Annotated in this window: 14 protein-coding genes; 4 read left to right on the top strand and 10 right to left on the bottom strand. The window is 33.1% G+C overall.

Features of this window, described 5'->3' with window-relative positions:
• Positions 1–43 precede the first annotated feature (43 nt).
• From rodA to purH, 6 genes are all read right to left on the bottom strand, one after another.
• The gene (gene rodA, locus IW18_RS05365) at positions 44–1,279 is read right to left on the bottom strand and encodes a rod shape-determining protein RodA (RefSeq protein ID WP_041516546.1); all 1,236 of its coding nucleotides are present in this window, start codon (positions 1,277–1,279) and stop codon (positions 44–46) included.
• A gap of 15 nt (positions 1,280–1,294) precedes the next feature.
• Positions 1,295–3,244, bottom strand: a complete 1,950-nt coding sequence (gene mrdA / locus IW18_RS05360; RefSeq protein WP_041516545.1) for a penicillin-binding protein 2 — start codon at positions 3,242–3,244, stop codon at positions 1,295–1,297.
• On the bottom strand, positions 3,241–3,747 hold the full coding sequence (locus IW18_RS23350; protein WP_041516544.1) for a hypothetical protein: 507 nt from the start codon (positions 3,745–3,747) through the stop codon (positions 3,241–3,243). The genes mrdA and IW18_RS23350 overlap by 4 nt, the downstream gene beginning before the upstream one ends.
• Positions 3,740–4,564: a rod shape-determining protein MreC gene (gene mreC, locus IW18_RS05350; RefSeq protein WP_041516543.1), complete on the bottom strand. Its 825-nt coding sequence runs from the start codon at positions 4,562–4,564 to the stop codon at positions 3,740–3,742. The genes IW18_RS23350 and mreC overlap by 8 nt, the downstream gene beginning before the upstream one ends.
• Positions 4,565–4,676: 112 nt before the next feature.
• Entirely contained in the window at positions 4,677–5,705 is a 1,029-nt protein-coding gene (locus tag IW18_RS05345; RefSeq protein ID WP_031454266.1) for a rod shape-determining protein, read from the bottom strand.
• A gap of 54 nt (positions 5,706–5,759) precedes the next feature.
• The gene (gene purH / locus IW18_RS05340) at positions 5,760–7,286 is read right to left on the bottom strand and encodes a bifunctional phosphoribosylaminoimidazolecarboxamide formyltransferase/IMP cyclohydrolase (protein ID WP_041516542.1); all 1,527 of its coding nucleotides are present in this window, start codon (positions 7,284–7,286) and stop codon (positions 5,760–5,762) included.
• Between the two features lie 166 nt (positions 7,287–7,452).
• On the opposite strand from purH, the gene IW18_RS05335 reads away from it, so the two are divergent.
• The 3 genes from IW18_RS05335 to IW18_RS05325 all read left to right on the top strand — a co-directional run bounded on the left by IW18_RS05335 (position 7,453) and on the right by IW18_RS05325 (position 11,024).
• Positions 7,453–8,700: an ABC transporter permease gene (locus tag IW18_RS05335; protein WP_041516541.1), complete on the top strand. Its 1,248-nt coding sequence runs from the start codon at positions 7,453–7,455 to the stop codon at positions 8,698–8,700.
• A gap of 97 nt (positions 8,701–8,797) precedes the next feature.
• Positions 8,798–9,844, top strand: coding sequence for an NAD(P)-dependent alcohol dehydrogenase (locus tag IW18_RS05330; RefSeq protein ID WP_041516540.1), 1,047 nt, complete (start codon positions 8,798–8,800; stop codon positions 9,842–9,844).
• Between the two features lie 292 nt (positions 9,845–10,136).
• On the top strand, positions 10,137–11,024 hold the full coding sequence (locus IW18_RS05325; protein ID WP_041516539.1) for a cupin-like domain-containing protein: 888 nt from the start codon (positions 10,137–10,139) through the stop codon (positions 11,022–11,024).
• A 94-nt stretch (positions 11,025–11,118) separates the two neighbouring features.
• Here IW18_RS05325 and accD read toward each other — a convergent pair whose 3' ends face one another.
• The 3 genes from accD to tamL all read right to left on the bottom strand — a co-directional run bounded on the left by accD (position 11,119) and on the right by tamL (position 15,799).
• Entirely contained in the window at positions 11,119–11,973 is an 855-nt protein-coding gene (accD, locus tag IW18_RS05320) for an acetyl-CoA carboxylase, carboxyltransferase subunit beta (RefSeq protein ID WP_041516538.1), read from the bottom strand.
• 126 nt (positions 11,974–12,099) lie between these two features.
• Positions 12,100–13,167, bottom strand: a complete 1,068-nt coding sequence (gene fbaA / locus IW18_RS05315; RefSeq protein ID WP_041516537.1) for a class II fructose-bisphosphate aldolase — start codon at positions 13,165–13,167, stop codon at positions 12,100–12,102.
• 58 nt (positions 13,168–13,225) lie between these two features.
• The gene (gene tamL, locus IW18_RS05310) at positions 13,226–15,799 is read right to left on the bottom strand and encodes a translocation and assembly module lipoprotein TamL (RefSeq protein ID WP_052480089.1); all 2,574 of its coding nucleotides are present in this window, start codon (positions 15,797–15,799) and stop codon (positions 13,226–13,228) included.
• Between the two features lie 37 nt (positions 15,800–15,836).
• On the opposite strand from tamL, the gene IW18_RS05305 reads away from it, so the two are divergent.
• Positions 15,837–16,565, top strand: a complete 729-nt coding sequence (locus IW18_RS05305) for an RNA methyltransferase (protein ID WP_041516536.1) — start codon at positions 15,837–15,839, stop codon at positions 16,563–16,565.
• Between the two features lie 9 nt (positions 16,566–16,574).
• On the opposite strand, the gene porT is transcribed toward IW18_RS05305, so the two are convergent.
• Entirely contained in the window at positions 16,575–17,285 is a 711-nt protein-coding gene (gene porT / locus IW18_RS05300) for a type IX secretion/gliding motility protein PorT/SprT (protein ID WP_041516535.1), read from the bottom strand.

Genomic DNA, 17,285 nt, shown 5'->3' with positions numbered 1-17,285 from the left:
TAAGCTTGGAATTTGGAATTTTACACTTGGAATTTTACAAAGATTACCACTCATTTACTTTATTGGCATCCATTTTTAGGAAAATAAACAACAAAATAGTGAATCCCCAAAGTCCGGAACCTCCATAGGAGAAGAACGGTAGTGGAACACCAATTGTTGGGAAAATACCAATAACCATGGCAATGTTTACAAAGAAGTGCGTAAATAAAATTCCGGCAACACAATAGCCATAAACTCTACTAAATTTTGTTTTTTGCCTTTCGGCCAAGTAAATAACTCTTAGAAATAATCCAACAAATAGTGCAATTACAACCAATGAACCCACAAAGCCCCATTCTTCACCAACGGTAGTAAAAATGTAATCTGTGTGCTGTTCCGGAACAAATCCGCCTTTTGTTTGAGTGCCTTCTAAGAAACCTTTTCCTATCCATCCTCCAGATCCAATTGCAATTTCGGATTGGTTGGTATTGTATCCAATACCTTTCATGTCTACAGTTTTACCTAGTAAAATATTGAAACGGTCACGGTGGTGTTGTTTAAAAATATTATCAAACACATAATCTACAGATAGTACAAAAGCTGAAATTACAGCTAATAAAATCCCGCTTAACAAAATGTTTCGGTCGACAGCTCTTCCTTTAAAATGTAAAATAATTAAAACCCCTAACGCAATTAAAATAACGGCATAAGGTTCAAGAACAAGTGTTAATACAAATAATAAAATAGTAATAAAACCAGTCCAAACATACCAAGATGGAAGTCCTTCACGGTATAAAACGACAATGAAAATACTATAAATTAAAGCACTTCCAGGATCGGGTTGTGGTAAGATCAATAATACCGGTAAAAATACAATTGCAAGTGCTTGTATTTGTCTGTTTACATCTTTCAGGTTAATTTGTGTGTCACTTAGATATTTAGCCAAAGCTAATGATGTAGCGGCTTTTGCAAACTCAGATGGTTGCAAAGTAAAACTTCCTATTGCATACCAACATCTTTGACCAGCAATGGTTTTTCCAAAAACAAATAAACCTAATAATGATAATAACGACACTCCAAAAATGATACTGGCGTATTTTTCATAAAATTTTCCGTCAACAAAAAGTACCACAAAAATCAATGGAATTGTACAACCAATAAAAATTAGTTGTTTTTGATAAGTTCCTTCAGTTGATAGTAGTGAAGAGGAATAGATGTTTAGCCACCCTAATACCACTAACGAAATGTAGATAAAAACGCTTATCCAGTCAATGTTATTTTTTACACTTTGATTTTTCATTTGAAATAATCTTTGTTAGTTTTCTTTAGTGGTGTCTAAAGGTATATTTTTAATTTCTACTTTCTGCTTCAGCATTTTGGCTTTCATTACGGAATCTTTTGGAGTAGACTCAATTGCACTAGCTTCATTAATTCCGCCTAATTTTGCATATTCACTTACTAAGCTTTTATTCAGAACTCTAATTTCTAAATCATTTCTGGTGATTTTCTTTCTTAGATACTTCTCGATCATCAAACTGGCAATCGGTCCCGCAACTGTTGCACCAAAACCTCCGTTTTCAATCATGATTGCGATAGCAATTTTAGGATTATCCTTTGGAGCAAAGGCTACAAATATAGAGTGATCTTTTAGTTTTGTTCGAACGCCATTAATTTTAGCAAAGTTTTCGGCAGTACCCGTTTTTCCACAAATATCAATACCTTCTACTCGAAGCGCATGAGCTGTTCCCATGTTATATACATCAAATAAACCACTTATAACTGGAGGGAAATACTTTTTGTCAATTGTAGTTTCGTGTTTAGTTGTAAATTTTGGGTCTATTTTTTTTCCTTCAATCTTTTTAATGATATGAGGAGTATAGTAATAACCTTGATTGGCAACAGTAGCCATCATATTTGCTAACTGAATAGGAGTCATCAAAACCTCTCCCTGACCAATAGCATTAGATACAATAGTTGTGCTTCTCCAGCCTCCGTTAGGATAGATTTTTTTATAGGTTTTAGAAGATGGAATATTTCCTCTTTTACCGGTTGGTAAATCGTAACCCATAAATTGACCAAGTCCAAAACTTTTTACGTGATCGCTCCAAATATCAACAGCCTTACCTGGATTTGCATATTTGTTAATAGTTAACATATAAGCCTGTGCAAAATAAGTGTTGCAAGAATTGTAAATTCCGTTGTGTAATTGATGCGGACCAAAGCCGTGGCATTTCATAAAACGACCTCTACCGTAGCTAAATCCATGGTGGCACATAAATGTGGTTTGCTCATTTATAACACCTTCCTGTAGTGCAACTAAACCAGTTAAGATTTTAAAAGGCGAACCAGGAGGATATTCGGCCAAAAGACCTCTATCGTACAATGGTTTTGCAATTGAGTCGTGATATAAAAGCGTATAATTTTTAGATCTTTGTCTTCCTACTAAAATACCCGGATCATAAGATGGTGCAGTAACCAATGCTAAAATCTCACCAGATTTTGGTTCAATAGCAACAATTCCCCCTCTTTTGTTAATCATTAATTCTTCACCGTACTTTTGAAGTTCAGCGTCGATTGTTAAGTTGATATCTTCTCCGGCAACGGCAATAGTATCATATTTACCTTCTTTGTATGAGCCAATTTCTCTATTGTATTTGTCTTTTTGAATATATTTTACACCTTTAATCCCGCGTAAAACTTCTTCATAGCTTTGCTCGACTCCTTGCATTCCTATTAAATCACCACTATTATAGTAAGGATTTTTTGCAATTAGTCTTTCATTTACTTGTGTGATGAATCCAAAAACATTTGCGCCATAATCTACCTCGTAATCACGAAGTGATCTTTTTTGGAAATAGAAGCCTTCAAATTTTCTGATTTTTTCCTGAAAAGCGGCAAACTCACTTTTGTTTAATTGTGCTAAAAAGACAGAAGGTAATCTTGGGCTGTAAACCTTAGCTTTTGCAATTCTTTTTTCGTACTCTTCTTTTGTAATGTTTAGTAAAGTACAAAGTTCGTTTACATTGATATCTTCTTTGATGTCTCTTGGAATAACCATGATGTCATAAGAAGCCTGATTGGCAACTAATAACTTCCCATTTCTATCATAAATGTAACCTCTCTCCGGATAGTCATATACCTTTTTTATCGCATTATTTTCTGATTTCAATTTGAATGAATCATCAATAATTTGAAGATAAAATATCCTCATCACTAGCAAAGATGCTGCAATAATAATTAAAGAGGGCAGCAGAACTTTTCTCATCTTTTATGTGGCTTAATAAGATATATTATTATGATTGATGTGATTATTGTGAATATTGTACTAAACAATGTTCGGAGTAAAATATCTAGAATAAACTTAAACTGAAAAGCTTCTAAAGTAAATAGTACAATGTGATGTAATAAAACAGAAACTAGAATAAAAGAAAATCGCTCAGGAGTTAAAGATTCGTTTAGCCTAATGGTTTGATATTCATAACTTAATCCAAAAGAGAATTTAAATATATAAGGTCTGTAATAAGCTAGTATAACACAAGCAGTAGCATGGATACCCCCAGAATTACAAAACATATCCATTATTAATCCAAGTAAAAAACTAGAGAAAATTAAACCCGCTCTATTACCATTTACTGGATACAAAATAATGTATAACAGGTATGGAAAGGGACTTATGTACCCTAAAAAATTCATATTATTGAAAATAACAATTTGAATTGCTAGTAACATAATAAATCGAAAAATATTGACTAACAAAGCGCTATTCATCTTTTCCCTTTTTTTCTAAATTAATAAGTTCTTCTCTGTCCTTACTTTTGATAATATAAACGTGACCAAGGTTTGTCATATCGTTAAATAGTTTAACGTTTATAACATAGTAGCTTGAGTTTTCTTTTGTTTGTATTTTGTCTACTGTACCAATATTTATTCCTTCAGGGAAAATTACAGACTGTCCTCCAGTTACGATGGTATCACCTTTTCTAATAGAAGCTAATCTTGGAACATCTTCTAACTGGACAAAACCAGTGCTTTTTCCGTCCCAGGTCAATGAACCAAAGTGATTCGATTTTTTCAATTTCGCATTAATCTGCGATTTCATATTTAAAATACTAATAACTGTTGCGTAACGTGGCGAAGTATTATCGATAACTCCAATAATTCCTTTACTGTTGATTACTCCCATATCTTGTCTAATTCCGTCGTTTGCTCCGGAATTTATAGTAATGTAGTTTTCGTGAGTATTGTAGGAGTTATGAATAACTTTTGAAACAATGATATCTGCAGGTTTTACTCCTTTAATGCTATCAGGCAAAGGCAGTTTTGTAGTATCTTCTTTATTGAATAGTAGACTTTTTAATCTTGCGTTTTCAAGTACAAGTTCTTCATTTTCAGTTCTTAAATTCAGGTATTCGTTAATGTGATTAATTCTTTCGTAAACACCTCCGCTTAAAAAATTCGCCGAACTGATTACTTTGCTTCTATGAAACGAATGTGATTGAATTGTGAGAGCCAACGAAATACCTAAAAGCAGCAAAAACAGCAATCGATTACTGTTTCTTATAATGAAATTAAAAATTTGCTGCATTTCTTGTTCGGTTATTTTGTTTCAGGATATGCTTAATGTTTCAAGTTTTATAAGAGTCAGATTGTATTAATTTGACTCTTATAAAAGTATATTGGTTGTTATTTTTTGAATCTTATTTAATTAAGATACTTTTAAATTTTGCAATGTTTTTAAGTGCCATTCCAGTTCCACGAACAACAGCTCTTAAAGGATCTTCGGCAATATAAACAGGTAAATCTGTTTTTTGCGAGATACGTTTATCAAGACCTCTTAACATAGAACCACCACCAGCTAAATAAATACCAGTGTTATAGATATCTGCTGCTAATTCTGGAGGTGTTTGAGATAACGTTTCCATTACAGCATCTTCAATTCGCTGAATCGATTTGTCTAATGCTTTTGCAATTTCACGGTAAGAAACATCAACTTGTTTAGGTTTACCAGTAAGTAAATCTCTACCTTGAACAGACATATCTTCTGGTGGGCTCTCTAAATCTTCGATAGCGGCACCAATTTGAATTTTTATTTTTTCGGCAGTACTCTCTCCAACAAAAAGGTTGTGTTGTGTACGCATATAATAAACGATATCATTTGTAAAAACGTCACCTGCAATTTTTACAGATTTGTCACATACAATACCGCCTAATGCGATAACAGCAATTTCAGTTGTACCACCTCCAATATCAACAATCATGTTTCCTTTTGGTTGCATAATGTCAATACCAATACCAATTGCAGCTGCCATAGGCTCATGAATTAAGTAAACTTCTTTTCCGTTTACTCTTTCACAAGATTCTTTTACAGCTCGCATCTCCACTTCAGTAATACCAGACGGAATACAAACTACCATGCGTAAAGCAGGAGTAAACATTCTTTTTTTCAATGCTGGAATACTTTTAATGAACATATTGATCATTTTTTCTGAAGCATCAAAATCGGCAATTACACCATCCTTCAAAGGCCTTATGGTCTTGATGTTTTCATGCGTTTTACCTTGCATCATATTGGCTTCCTTACCAACAGCAATGATTTTGCCTGATATTCTATCACGTGCAACGATCGACGGACTATCAATAACAACTTTATCATTATGTATGATTAAAGTGTTTGCGGTACCAAGGTCTATCGCAATATCCTCGGTCATGAAATCAAAAAATCCCATAAGTTTTTTAGGGGTTTAAAATGTTATAAATTATTTTGAACAAAGTTAAACAAATTAATGTTTAAAATGACGAGTTCCAGTAAATACCATTGCAAGATTATTTTCATTGCAATAATTTATGCTTAATTCGTCTTTTATTGAGCCTCCCGGCTGAATTACAGCTGTTATTCCTGCTTTTTTGGCTAATTCTACACAATCCGGAAATGGGAAAAATGCATCACTTGCCATAGAAGCACCTGTTAAATCAAATCCAAAAGCTTTTGCCTTATCAACTGCTTGAACTAATGCATCTACTCTTGAAGTCTGACCTGTTCCTGACGAAATTAATGTTCCGTTTTTTGCAAAAACTATCGTATTTGATTTTGTGTTTTTACAAATTTTTGAAGCAAATATTAAATCTTCTATCTCTGAAGCAGTAGGCTCAGTAATAGTAACGGTTTTTAAATGCTCTTTAGTATCTGTAATATTATTTCTGTCCTGAATTAACAAACCATTAAGACAAGTTCTTACTTGGCGAGATGGTAATTCAACTTCATTTTGAACTAATATAATTCTGTTTTTCTTTTCTTGCAAAACTGCAATAGCTTCATCATCATAACTTGGAGCAATTACTACTTCACAGAATAATTTATTGATTTCCTGTGCTGTAGCTAAATCTATTTTAGTATTTGCAATCAAAACTCCACCAAATGCAGATGTAGGATCGCAAGCTAAAGCAGCTAAATAAGCTTCGCTAATTGTTTTTCTAGAAGCTAAACCACAAGCATTGTTATGTTTTAAAATTGCAAAAGTTGGTCCATCAGTTTTAAACTCATTTATTAAGTTTACCGCTGCATCAACATCTAATAAGTTGTTATATGATAATTCTTTTCCGTGAACTTTTTTGAACATAGCGTCAAAATCTCCAAAGAAGAATCCTTTTTGATGAGGGTTTTCTCCATATCTTAAAACTTGTCCATTGTCAATACTTTCTTTATAGATAGTTTCGTCAGTGTTAAAGTAATTAAAGATAGCACCATCATAATGAGATGAAACATGGAATGCTTTTGTAGCCAACAATCTTCTGTTTTCTAAAGTTGTAGCTCCGTTTTGCTCTGTGATTAAATCTAAAAGTAAGCTGTACTCATTTACCGAAGCAACAATTACAGTGTCTTTAAAGTTTTTTGCACCTGCACGAATTAGTGAAATTCCGCCAATATCAATTTTTTCGATGATATCTTGCTCGCTTGCACCTGAAGCAACAGTTTTTTCAAACGGATACAAATCAACAATTACCAAATCGATTTGAGGAATATCAAACTCCTTCATTTGTTGAACATCACTTTCGTTATCCTGACGGTTTAAAATTCCACCAAAGATTTTTGGGTGTAAAGTTTTTACTCTTCCTCCAAGAATTTCAGGGAAAGAAGTAATGTCTTCAACCGGAACTACTGGAATTCCAAGGTTTTTGATGAAATCTTCAGTTCCTCCAGTCGAATATAGAGTTACGTTTTGTTCGTGTAATTTTCTAACGATTGGCTCTAATCCATCTTTAGAAAAAACAGATATTAATGCCGATTGTATTGTTTTAGTTGTGCTCATTGTGTAGTTATGATTTTTGAGACTGCAAAAGTAGTTTTTTTATATATTAATTTAAAGAAAAATACTGTAACATTATGCTAAAAAAATCTACTGATGAGTAAGTTAACTTTTATTAGGTTTTTGTTTTTAAATTATTGAATTTTACTTTAATGAAAAATACACATACATGCTGGTTTATCTAAGGTTATTAAAAGAAAGTTTTCGCTTTGCTATAAATGCTTTGCGAAATAATAAATTACGTACCTTACTATCACTGTTAGGTGTTACAATTGGTATTTTTTCTATTATCGCCGTATTGGCTGCGGTAGATTCTTTGGATAGAAAAATTTCAAAGGATTTGAGTAGCTTAGATAAAAATACGATTTATTTAATGAAGTTTTGTTTTGGACCATCTGAAATTCCGCAATGGAAGAGAGAGCAGTTTCCAAATGTAAAATATGACGAATATATTGCGCTCAAAAATTCGCTTAATAACACAGAGCAAGTCGCTTATCAGCTTTTTGTTAATCATGAAAGTTTAAAATACGATTCGAAAACGGTAAGTGATGTAAATATTATTCCGTCTTCAAATGAAATGGTAGATATCGATGGATTGAGTTTTTATAAAGGAAGGTTTTATAACGAATCAGAATCAAATTCAGGATCTGCAGTTATAGTTCTGGGGTATGATATTGCAGAGGGTCTTTTTGGAACAAGTGATCCTATCGGAAAAAATATTCGATTGTACGGTCAGCGTTTCACGGTAATTGGAGTAATTGAAAAACAAGGTGCTGGTTTTTTTGGAGATAGTAATGATACATCAGCCTATATACCTGCTAATTTTTTGCGTAAAATGTATGGCGACAGTGATTCGATGACACCGGTAATTGTTATTAAACCCGAAAAAGGTGTCGATATGGAAGCTTACAAAGCTCAAGTTGGTCAAAAATTGAGAGCAGTACGCGGAATGAAAGCCGGAGAAATGGATAATTTCTTTGTAAATGTACTTTCTGGTTTTACTGATTTTATTGATGGTATCTTGGGAACTTTAAGAATGGGGGGAATCGGTATAAGCTTTTTTTCTTTCTTAGTTGGAGGTTTTGGAGTCGCAAATATTATGTTTGTTTCTGTAAAAGAGCGTACTAATTTAATTGGTATTCAAAAATCTTTAGGAGCAAAAAATCGATTCATACTATTTCAATTTTTATTTGAAGCTGTAATACTTTGTTTAATTGGCGGAATAATAGGTTTAGTGATCGTTTGGTTGTTGTCTATTCTATTAACCAATTTATTAGATTTTGAATTTGTTTTAAGTTTTTGGAATATAATTATTGGAGGCGGATTGTCAATGTTTGTAGGATTGATTTCTGGGATTTTGCCTGCAATTTCGGCAGCGAGATTAGATCCTGTTGAAGCCATTAGAACCGGAATGTAAAAATCAAATTCTAAAATTTATATTTTAATAGCCTTAACTTTCGGTTTCTTCTTAAATATTGTCGTAATTTTAATACCCTAATTAAAAAAATGATAATATGATACCAGTAAAAGCTTATGCAGCATATGATGCTGTAAATCCGTTAAAACCCTACACGTTTGAAAGAAAAGAAGTTGGTGCTCATCAAGTTCAAATAGAAATTTTATATAGTGGCGTTTGCCATTCAGATATTCATACTGCAAAAGGCGATTGGGGACCTGTAGACTATCCTTTAGTTCCAGGACATGAAATTGTTGGCCGAATTGTAAAGGTTGGGAGTGAAGTATCTAAATTTAAAGTAGGAGAATTAGCCGGAGTAGGTTGTTTTGTCGATTCATGTAGAGTTTGTCCGAGTTGTAAATCTGGAGAAGAACAGTTTTGCGATGAGGGAATGACAGGAACTTATAATAGTGTAGAGAGAGGAACCAATATTCCAACTCGTGGAGGATATTCCACCAGTATTATAGTCGATGAAAGTTACACACTTCATGTCTCCGAAAAATTGGATATAAAAGGAGTTGCGCCATTACTATGTGCAGGAATTACAACTTATTCTCCATTGCGTTATTTAAAAGTAGGAAAAGGACATAAAGTTGGTGTTTTAGGACTTGGAGGTTTAGGACATATGGCAGTAAAATTTGCGGTTTCTTTTGGTGCCGAAGTTACCATGCTAAGTCATTCTCCTTCTAAAGAAGCAGATGCTAAAAAATTAGGAGCGCATAAATTTGCCTTAACTTCAGATCCTGCAACAATGGATTCGTTGGCCAATAGTTTTGATTTTATACTAAATACAGTATCAGCAAAACACGATCATAATGCTTATTTGAATTTGCTAACAACAAACGGAACAATGATCGTTGTTGGAGCTCCGCCTGCGCCAGCCGAAATTCCTGTATTTACTTTAATCATGAAAAGAAGAAGTATTATTGGAAGTTTGATAGGAGGGATAAAAGAAACACAGGAAATGTTAGATTACTGTGCAGAGCATAACATTACTTCAGATGTTGAAATTATCGATATGTCTTACATAAATGAAGCCTACGATCGTATGAATAAAAGCGATGTTAAATATCGTTTTGTAATAGATATGGCTTCTTTAAAGTAGTAAAGTAGCAGAGTAGCAAAGGCTCAAAGGTTTTTTATATTGGGTTAATGCGTAGTAACTTTAAGGAATAGATATATAATCAAAGCCGAAGAATATTTCTTCGGCTTTTTTGTGTTTTATTGTTTGGTATTGAAAATAAAATGGTTCAGTAATCTTAAAAGTGAAGTGATATCCAGTTGCTATTATTTAAGAAGAGATGATTTTTTTTATTTGTAATATTTTACTGTAAACATCATAAACTGGAAATAATTGGATAATTTTGGTAAATTGACACTTTAAATTTATTAAATAAATGAGCTTTATACTAAAACCTGTAGATATTGTTGAGTCTATCTCGAGAGAAGATTTTAAAAAGAACTATTTAGATAAAAAAAAGCCGTTAATTATAAAAGGGTTGACCAAAGACTGGCCTGCAAGAGAAAAATGGTCAACAGATTATTTTAAGGAAATTGCAGGAGATATTGAGGTAAAACTAGTTGATAACTCTAAAGCCGATCCAAAAAAGGTAATTAATTCCTCTATTGCCAGTATGAAATTTGGCGAGTATCTTGATTTAATAAAAAGGGAGCCAACACAGTTGCGTATTTTTTTCTTGAATCTTTTTAAACACAGACCTGAGTTAATTAACGACGTAAAAGTTCCAAAAGAATTAATGGGAGGTTTTATAGAAAGTATGCCTGCCATGTTTTTTGGCGGTTCAAAAGCCATTACGTTTTTGCATTACGATATCGATTTGCCACATCTTTTTCATACTCATTTTGGCGGAAGAAAACATATTATTTTATTTGACTATAAATGGAAAAAAAGACTGTATTGTCTGCCAAATACCACTTATGCATTAGAAGATTATGATGTTGCCAATCCAGATTTCGAAAAATTTCCTGCTCTAAAAGGTGTCGAAGGTTATGAAGTTTTCTTGGAGCACGGAGATACATTGTTCATGCCAACAGGTATGTGGCACTGGATGCGCTACATCGATGGCTCTTTTTCGCTCACATTGCGTGCGTGGGATAAATCTGTAACCCGAAAAATGGCCAGTGTTTGGAGCTTATTTATGCATGGAGCAGTAGATAGTGCAATAAAAATAGTTTTTAGAGAACGTTATGCCATTTGGCGAGAGAAACGAGTTTATAAAATTGCCGAAAAAGAACTAAAAAAAGATATGAAAAAAGCAGGTTAATTTAGAATTGTCTTTTTTTTAAGTAAAGAAAAGCTATAAAAAAATCCCATTAGCCTAAGCAGATGGGATTTTATATTTTATAGAAGTTCGTAAACTATCTAATATCATTATTCTGAATCAAATCAATATATAAGTTGATCTTATCTTTCAATTCTTTTCTAGGCGTGATAAAGTCTAAGAAACCGTGCTCTAATAGGAACTCGGCAGTTTGGAAACCCTCTGGTAAATCTTTTCCTGTAGTGTCACGAACAACACGAGGACCAGCAAAACCAATCAGAGCTCCTGGCTCAGAGATATTAATATCTCCTAACATGGCATATGATGCAGTTGTTCCTCCAGTAGTTGGATCCGTACAAAGCGAAATATAAGGTAATTTTGCTTCGGCCAATTGAGCAAGTTTTACAGATGTTTTTGCTAATTGCATTAAAGAATAAGCAGCTTCCATCATACGAGCTCCACCAGATTTAGAAATCATTACAAAAGGTAATTTGTTTTTGATCGCGTGATCAATACCTCTGGCAATTTTCTCACCTACAACAGCTCCCATAGATCCACCAATAAAGGCAAAATCCATAGCACAAATTACAAGCTCTTTTCCTTTAGATTTTCCCACTCCGGTGCGCACAGCGTCTTTAAGGTGAGTTTTCTCCATTACATCTTTCAATCGCTCTGCATATTTTTTTGTATCCACAAAATGCAAAGGATCTTTAGAAGTCATGTTTTTGTCTAATTCAACAAATTCATTATTGTCGAATAAGATTTCAAAATAGGTTGCACTTCCAATTCTAACGTGAAAATCATCTTCTGGACTTACAAATAAGTTTCTTGCTAATTCGTCAGCATCAATAATTTTTCCTGTAGGAGATTTGTACCACAATCCTTTCGGAACGTCCATTTTGTCTTCGGTAGCGGTTGTAATCCCTTTTTCTTGTCTTTTAAACCAAGCCATTTTTTTAATTTTAGAATGTAGATTTTAAAGTTTAGATTTTAAAGTTTAGATTTTCAAAACTGATTCAAAATTTAAATTTTAGACTTCATTTCAGAAATCTAAAATCTAAATTCAGAAATCTAAAATTTAAAGCGTATTTACGTTATTCAAGTCTGCAAAAGCTTGTTCAAGTCTTGCATTAAATGTTACTTCGCTTTCACGAACCCATCTTCTTGGGTCATAGTATTTTTTGTTAGGAACATCAGCACCTTCTGGGTTACCAATTTGAGTTTTTAAATAGTCAATGTTTTTAACCATATAATCACGAATTCCTTCAGTATATGCAAATTGTAAATCTGTATCAATGTTCATTTTGATAACTCCGTATCCAATCGCTTCTCTAATTTCTTCAAGTGTAGAACCTGAACCTCCGTGGAAAACGAAATCTACTGGATTAGCACCAGTTTTGAATTTGTCTTGTACGAAATCTTGAGAGTTTTTTAAGATTTTTGGAGTTAATTTTACGTTTCCTGGTTTGTAAACACCGTGAACGTTACCAAAAGCTGCTGCAATTGTAAATTTAGGGCTTATTTTAGAAAGCTCTTCGTAAGCATAAGCTACTTCTTCTGGTTGAGTGTATAATTTTGAGCTATCAACATCAGAGTTATCAACACCATCTTCTTCACCACCTGTAATACCAAGTTCGATTTCTAATGTCATACCCATTTTGCTCATTCTAGCTAAATACTCTTTACAGATCTCAATATTTTCTTCGATTGGCTCCTCAGACAAATCGATCATATGAGAACTGAATAATGGTTTTCCTGTTTCTGCAAAATGTTTTTCAGAAGCATCTAATAAACCATCAATCCAAGGTAATAATTTTTTCGCACAGTGGTCAGTATGTAAAATTACAGTTGCTCCGTAAGCTTCTGCCAAAGTATGAATGTGTTTTGCTCCAGCGATTCCTCCAGCGATTGCTGATTTTTCACCTGCATTAGATAATCCTTTTCCAGCGTTAAATTGTGCTCCTCCGTTAGAAAATTGAATAATAACTGGCGCGTTTAGTTTTGCTGCAGTTTCAAGAACTCCGTTGATTGTGCTAGACCCAGTAACGTTTACTGCTGGTAAAGCAAAACCTTTTTCTTTCGCATAATTAAAAATCTCCTGTACTTGATCTCCTGTAGCTACTCCCGGTTTGATATTGTGTGCCATTGTAATTTTTTTTAGTTGTTTTTAGTTTTTAGGTTGCAAAAATAAGAATTAATTAGCATTAGAACGGATAATTTATTCCAAAATTTAAAACCGAGTGCCCAAAATTGTATTCTTTAAACCAACGATCTCCTTTGTCATGTGCTGGATTATAGGTCTTAAAGCCTAAATCTAGACGAATAACAAAAAAGCTTAAATCGTATCGTAAACCAAATCCTGAACCCAAAGCAATTTCAGCTAAATCGTTTACGCTGTCAAATTTTGCCTTCTCATCAATCACATTATCGAGCACATTCCAGATATTTCCAGCGTCTGCAAAGATAGCTCCTTTGACATCTCCAAATACTTTAAAACGAAATTCAGCGCTAAAAGCAATTTTCATATTAGCCTCGTTAAAATCTCGTACAGCATTTGTGCTTCCGGGACCAAGAGAGTAGGGTTGCCACGCTCGATTATCATTTGAACCTCCTGCATAATAACTTCGTGAAAACGGAATGTAATCTGAATTGCCAAAAGGTATCGCGATTCCTACAAAGCTACGAACAGCCAATACTTTTTCTTTTCCAAAATCCCAGTGTTTAATATAATCTAGCTCTGTTTTTATATATTCTGAGTATTCTAAATTAAAAATTTCATAGTTACCTCTTGCATTCTTTGGTAAATTTCCAAGACTTGAAATAGCCGACAATAAAGTTCCTGCTGATTCTATTTTAGTTTTAAATTGGTAAAACGTGTTGTCTGCAAGATCTTTTTTGGTTGTTTTGGTAAACGTATAACTGGTTGCCAGAATAAAATCATTCTCGGTTAATCTTCTTCTTCGTTCTTCAATGCTTTCTACATCTTTGTATTCGGCCATTCCGGGTTTTAAAGCTGTTTTATCAGTAAGTACATCAGTAGTGAAGCCGGTAGTTCCTTTTGGAATGGTTAGATTTTTTAGGAGTTGTTGAGCAGGATCTTCTCCCCAATTGAGAGCGTCAACATTGTAATCTTTACCAATATTATTTAATTCGTCGTAAGAAGATGTATAAACATTAAAATAATTGTCTGGATTTAAATTACGAACAAATTGAGCATTTAATAGTTCCAGCTTTGCAGTATTGTTCCTTTTTGGAGACCAATTGTAGGCCAATCCACCAGTAAAGTTTTCTTTGTCAAGTCCTATATTTCTTTGTTTTGAGAAACCAGCTGAAATACTGGTAGAAGGGATCATTCTTTTTGGAATAATTTTCTCTGTTCCAAAAGGCATTAAAATTCTTGGGAAATTTAATTTTAAATCGACACCATATTCCGAAACATTGAAAAAGTTGTTATTGGGGTTAGCCATATCTTTTGATGAACCCAAATTTAAACGTGTAGAAATTTCCAGAGTTTCAGCCCTGTTAAAAACGTTTCTAATCGTTTCAGAAATACTTGCTCCAATCCCGAAATCCTGAATATTAGAGTGTGTTACATCAAAAGTAGCACCAAAACTATATTTCTTTCTTGGTGTTAAATAAACTTTTGCAATTAAAGATTGCGCCGTTGAGTCGCGTTTATCAACTTCATATTGAATAGAAGGATAATTAAATATTTTTAGGTTGTTTAAATATCTTGATGAAAGAGTTGTTCTTGTGTCAGAAAAAGTACTTCCTTTATTAATAAAAACAGCATCTGTAATGGCGCGAGGTTTATATTTTAATTTTTTGTAGCTGTACAAATTAAAGTTGTTGTACGTTGTGCTGTCAGTAATTTTGTTTTTTGCATTTGCAGCAGAATAATCGGTAAAAATATTGACATCACTAATTTTATACAGTTTGAAAGGTTCCGTACGACTTGAATCTTTTTCCTGGATATTATTGTTGTTAATAATTAAAGTAACATTTGCTTTGTTCTTTTTGCCAATTGTATCAATGTCAAAAGTGATATAAGTGGGCTGAAAAAAGTAAGCTCCGTGATTTCTAAAGTATGTGGTAAGACGATTTTTTTCTTCTTCAAAATCTGAGGTTTTGTATTGATTTCCCGATTTTAAAAATGAAGGTTCAGGATTGTTTTTGTATAATGAATCTAATGCAGGAGTCATTATATTGGTTTTAATGGTATCTAGAGTATATCCTGGACCAGTTGTAATGTTATAATTTATTTTGGCTTTTTTCTTAGCAACACTATCAATAGTGTAATCTGTTGTAACATTAAAATAACCGCTATTGAAATAATAATATTTCAAGCGTAAAAGAGATTTTTTTGTTTTTGCTGTATCAATAATTACAGGGGGCTCGCCAGTGCTTTTTAGGAATTCATGAATACCTTTGTAATAGAATGATTGACCAAGTCGATCTACTTGTTTGGCAGATAAGATTTTAGACATTCGCTCGTACTTGCCAGGATGATTTTTAAATTTTGCCTGATAAGTTGAGTCTGGATTTAAGTTGGCTAAATTGTATAAATTTAAACGTAAGCGATAACCCAATAAGGTACCATTTGGTTTTTGGTACATTTGGTTAGAAGCAGTTTCGTCGTTTGTGGCCTTGCCATTTACAAGGATATTATTTTTAACAAGAAGGTTTTTTCCATCAGGAACTCTTTTTACAGCATTACAAGCGCAAATAAATGTTGCTATTAGAATAAATGCTATTATTTTTGTGGAATTCTTTTTCAAGTGTTCTTAAATATTTAATTCAAAAGTACATTATTTTATGGTTAGTAAAAACCAAATAAAACTTATCTCAAGTTTACATCAAAAAAAGCAACGTTTTGCAAATCAATTATTTTTCGCCGAGGGAGTAAAAGTAATTCAAGAATTGTTGCAATCCAATTTTGAATTAGAGCATTTATACACGACTCTAAATGATTTTGAAACAGTTCAGACTTCAAAACGCACTCTAATTAATGAACAAGAGCTTAAAAAAATAAGTGCTTTAGCAACTCCAAATACTTGTTTAGCAGTGTTTAAAATTCCAATGGAAAATAAAATCATCGATTCAGGTTTAATACTGGCTTTGGATGATATTCGTGATCCAGGAAACTTAGGTACTATTTTACGCCTTTGTGACTGGTTTGGTATCAAACAAATCATTTGTTCAAAAGAAACGGTAGATATCTACAATCCAAAAGTCGTACAGGCAACAATGGGTTCAATTACCAGGGTAAATGTAAATTATGTTGATCTGAAAACTTTTATTAGCCAAACAAAAATGTCTATTTTTGGAACTTTTATGGACGGTGAAAATATTTATCAATCCCATTTGCCAAAAGAAGGAATCATTATTATGGGTAACGAGGCCAACGGTATTTCGGCAGAGATTGAAGAAATAGTTACAAGCCGTCTTTCAATTCCCAGATTTGGAGAACTACAAAAAACCGAAAGTTTAAATGTAGCTACAGCAACAGCAATTATTCTTAGTGAGTTTAAACGAAATAGTTAAAGATTTGTTTTAATGAAAAGTAAAATTTATTAAAATAGCTCTCGATTTCATAGAATCAATATTATCAGTCCATGGACTTGGTCCTTTTGCCGGATTATCGCGAATCAATTCGTCTGTAATGCCAAACATACCTCTTATTGAAGGAGAGAAAATAAAGTATTCAGAGAAAATGTCGATTCCAAAACCTAGTTCATAAGCAGCAGTCCATGGTTTTACTCTAAATTTCCCTTCGTTGTTATCATCCTGAGATTTTGAATTACTTGAGAGATTCAATGTAGTAGACATTCCACCAACTAAATACGGGCGAATATTTCCAGTACGTAAAGAAGAAAATTTTAATAATAAAGGAAAGTGTATATAAGTACTATTTACTTCTCTTAAATAGTCTTTTTGTAAAGGCATATTGGGATAGTATAAGTCGCGTTTGGTGTAATACAAACCTGGTTCAAAGCGCAAATTAATATATTCCTGTAATCTTAAATCGGCAACAACACCTACATTAAAACCAGTAGTTTTTTTTACCTGAATGTCCTGCCCTGGATTTTTGTAGTCGAATTTAAAGTCAAAACTATTGAATCCTAGATAATATCCAAAGTAAACACGTTGCTTTTGCCAGTTTTCCAGATTGATAATAGGATCTTTACTAAACATGCTTTTAGTAAATTGAGAATATCCTTTTGTCGTTAAGACTAATAAAATTAAGACTACAGTTTTTTTCAT

The sequence above is a fragment of the Flavobacterium hibernum genome (assembly GCF_000832125.1).
Classification (GTDB): Bacteria; Bacteroidota; Bacteroidia; order Flavobacteriales; family Flavobacteriaceae; genus Flavobacterium; species Flavobacterium hibernum.
Note: the sequence above shows the minus strand (reverse complement) of the source record. Positions and strands in the feature narration are given on the sequence as shown.

Bases quoted from the DNA above. Each gene is read 5' to 3' on its own strand.
- rodA (WP_041516546.1), bottom strand. From the start codon at position 1,279: ATGAAAAATCAAAGTGTAAAAAATAACATTGACTGGATAAGCGTTTTT.
- mrdA (WP_041516545.1), bottom strand. From the start codon at position 3,244: ATGAGAAAAGTTCTGCTGCCCTCTTTAATTATTATTGCAGCATCTTTG.
- IW18_RS23350 (WP_041516544.1), bottom strand. From the start codon at position 3,747: ATGAATAGCGCTTTGTTAGTCAATATTTTTCGATTTATTATGTTACTA.
- mreC (WP_041516543.1), bottom strand. From the start codon at position 4,564: ATGCAGCAAATTTTTAATTTCATTATAAGAAACAGTAATCGATTGCTG.
- IW18_RS05345 (WP_031454266.1), bottom strand. From the start codon at position 5,705: ATGGGATTTTTTGATTTCATGACCGAGGATATTGCGATAGACCTTGGT.
- purH (WP_041516542.1), bottom strand. From the start codon at position 7,286: ATGAGCACAACTAAAACAATACAATCGGCATTAATATCTGTTTTTTCT.
- IW18_RS05335 (WP_041516541.1), top strand. From the start codon at position 7,453: ATGCTGGTTTATCTAAGGTTATTAAAAGAAAGTTTTCGCTTTGCTATA.
- IW18_RS05330 (WP_041516540.1), top strand. From the start codon at position 8,798: ATGATACCAGTAAAAGCTTATGCAGCATATGATGCTGTAAATCCGTTA.
- IW18_RS05325 (WP_041516539.1), top strand. From the start codon at position 10,137: ATGAGCTTTATACTAAAACCTGTAGATATTGTTGAGTCTATCTCGAGA.
- accD (WP_041516538.1), bottom strand. From the start codon at position 11,973: ATGGCTTGGTTTAAAAGACAAGAAAAAGGGATTACAACCGCTACCGAA.
- fbaA (WP_041516537.1), bottom strand. From the start codon at position 13,167: ATGGCACACAATATCAAACCGGGAGTAGCTACAGGAGATCAAGTACAG.
- IW18_RS05305 (WP_041516536.1), top strand. From the start codon at position 15,837: ATGGTTAGTAAAAACCAAATAAAACTTATCTCAAGTTTACATCAAAAA.
- porT (WP_041516535.1), bottom strand. From the start codon at position 17,285: ATGAAAAAAACTGTAGTCTTAATTTTATTAGTCTTAACGACAAAAGGA.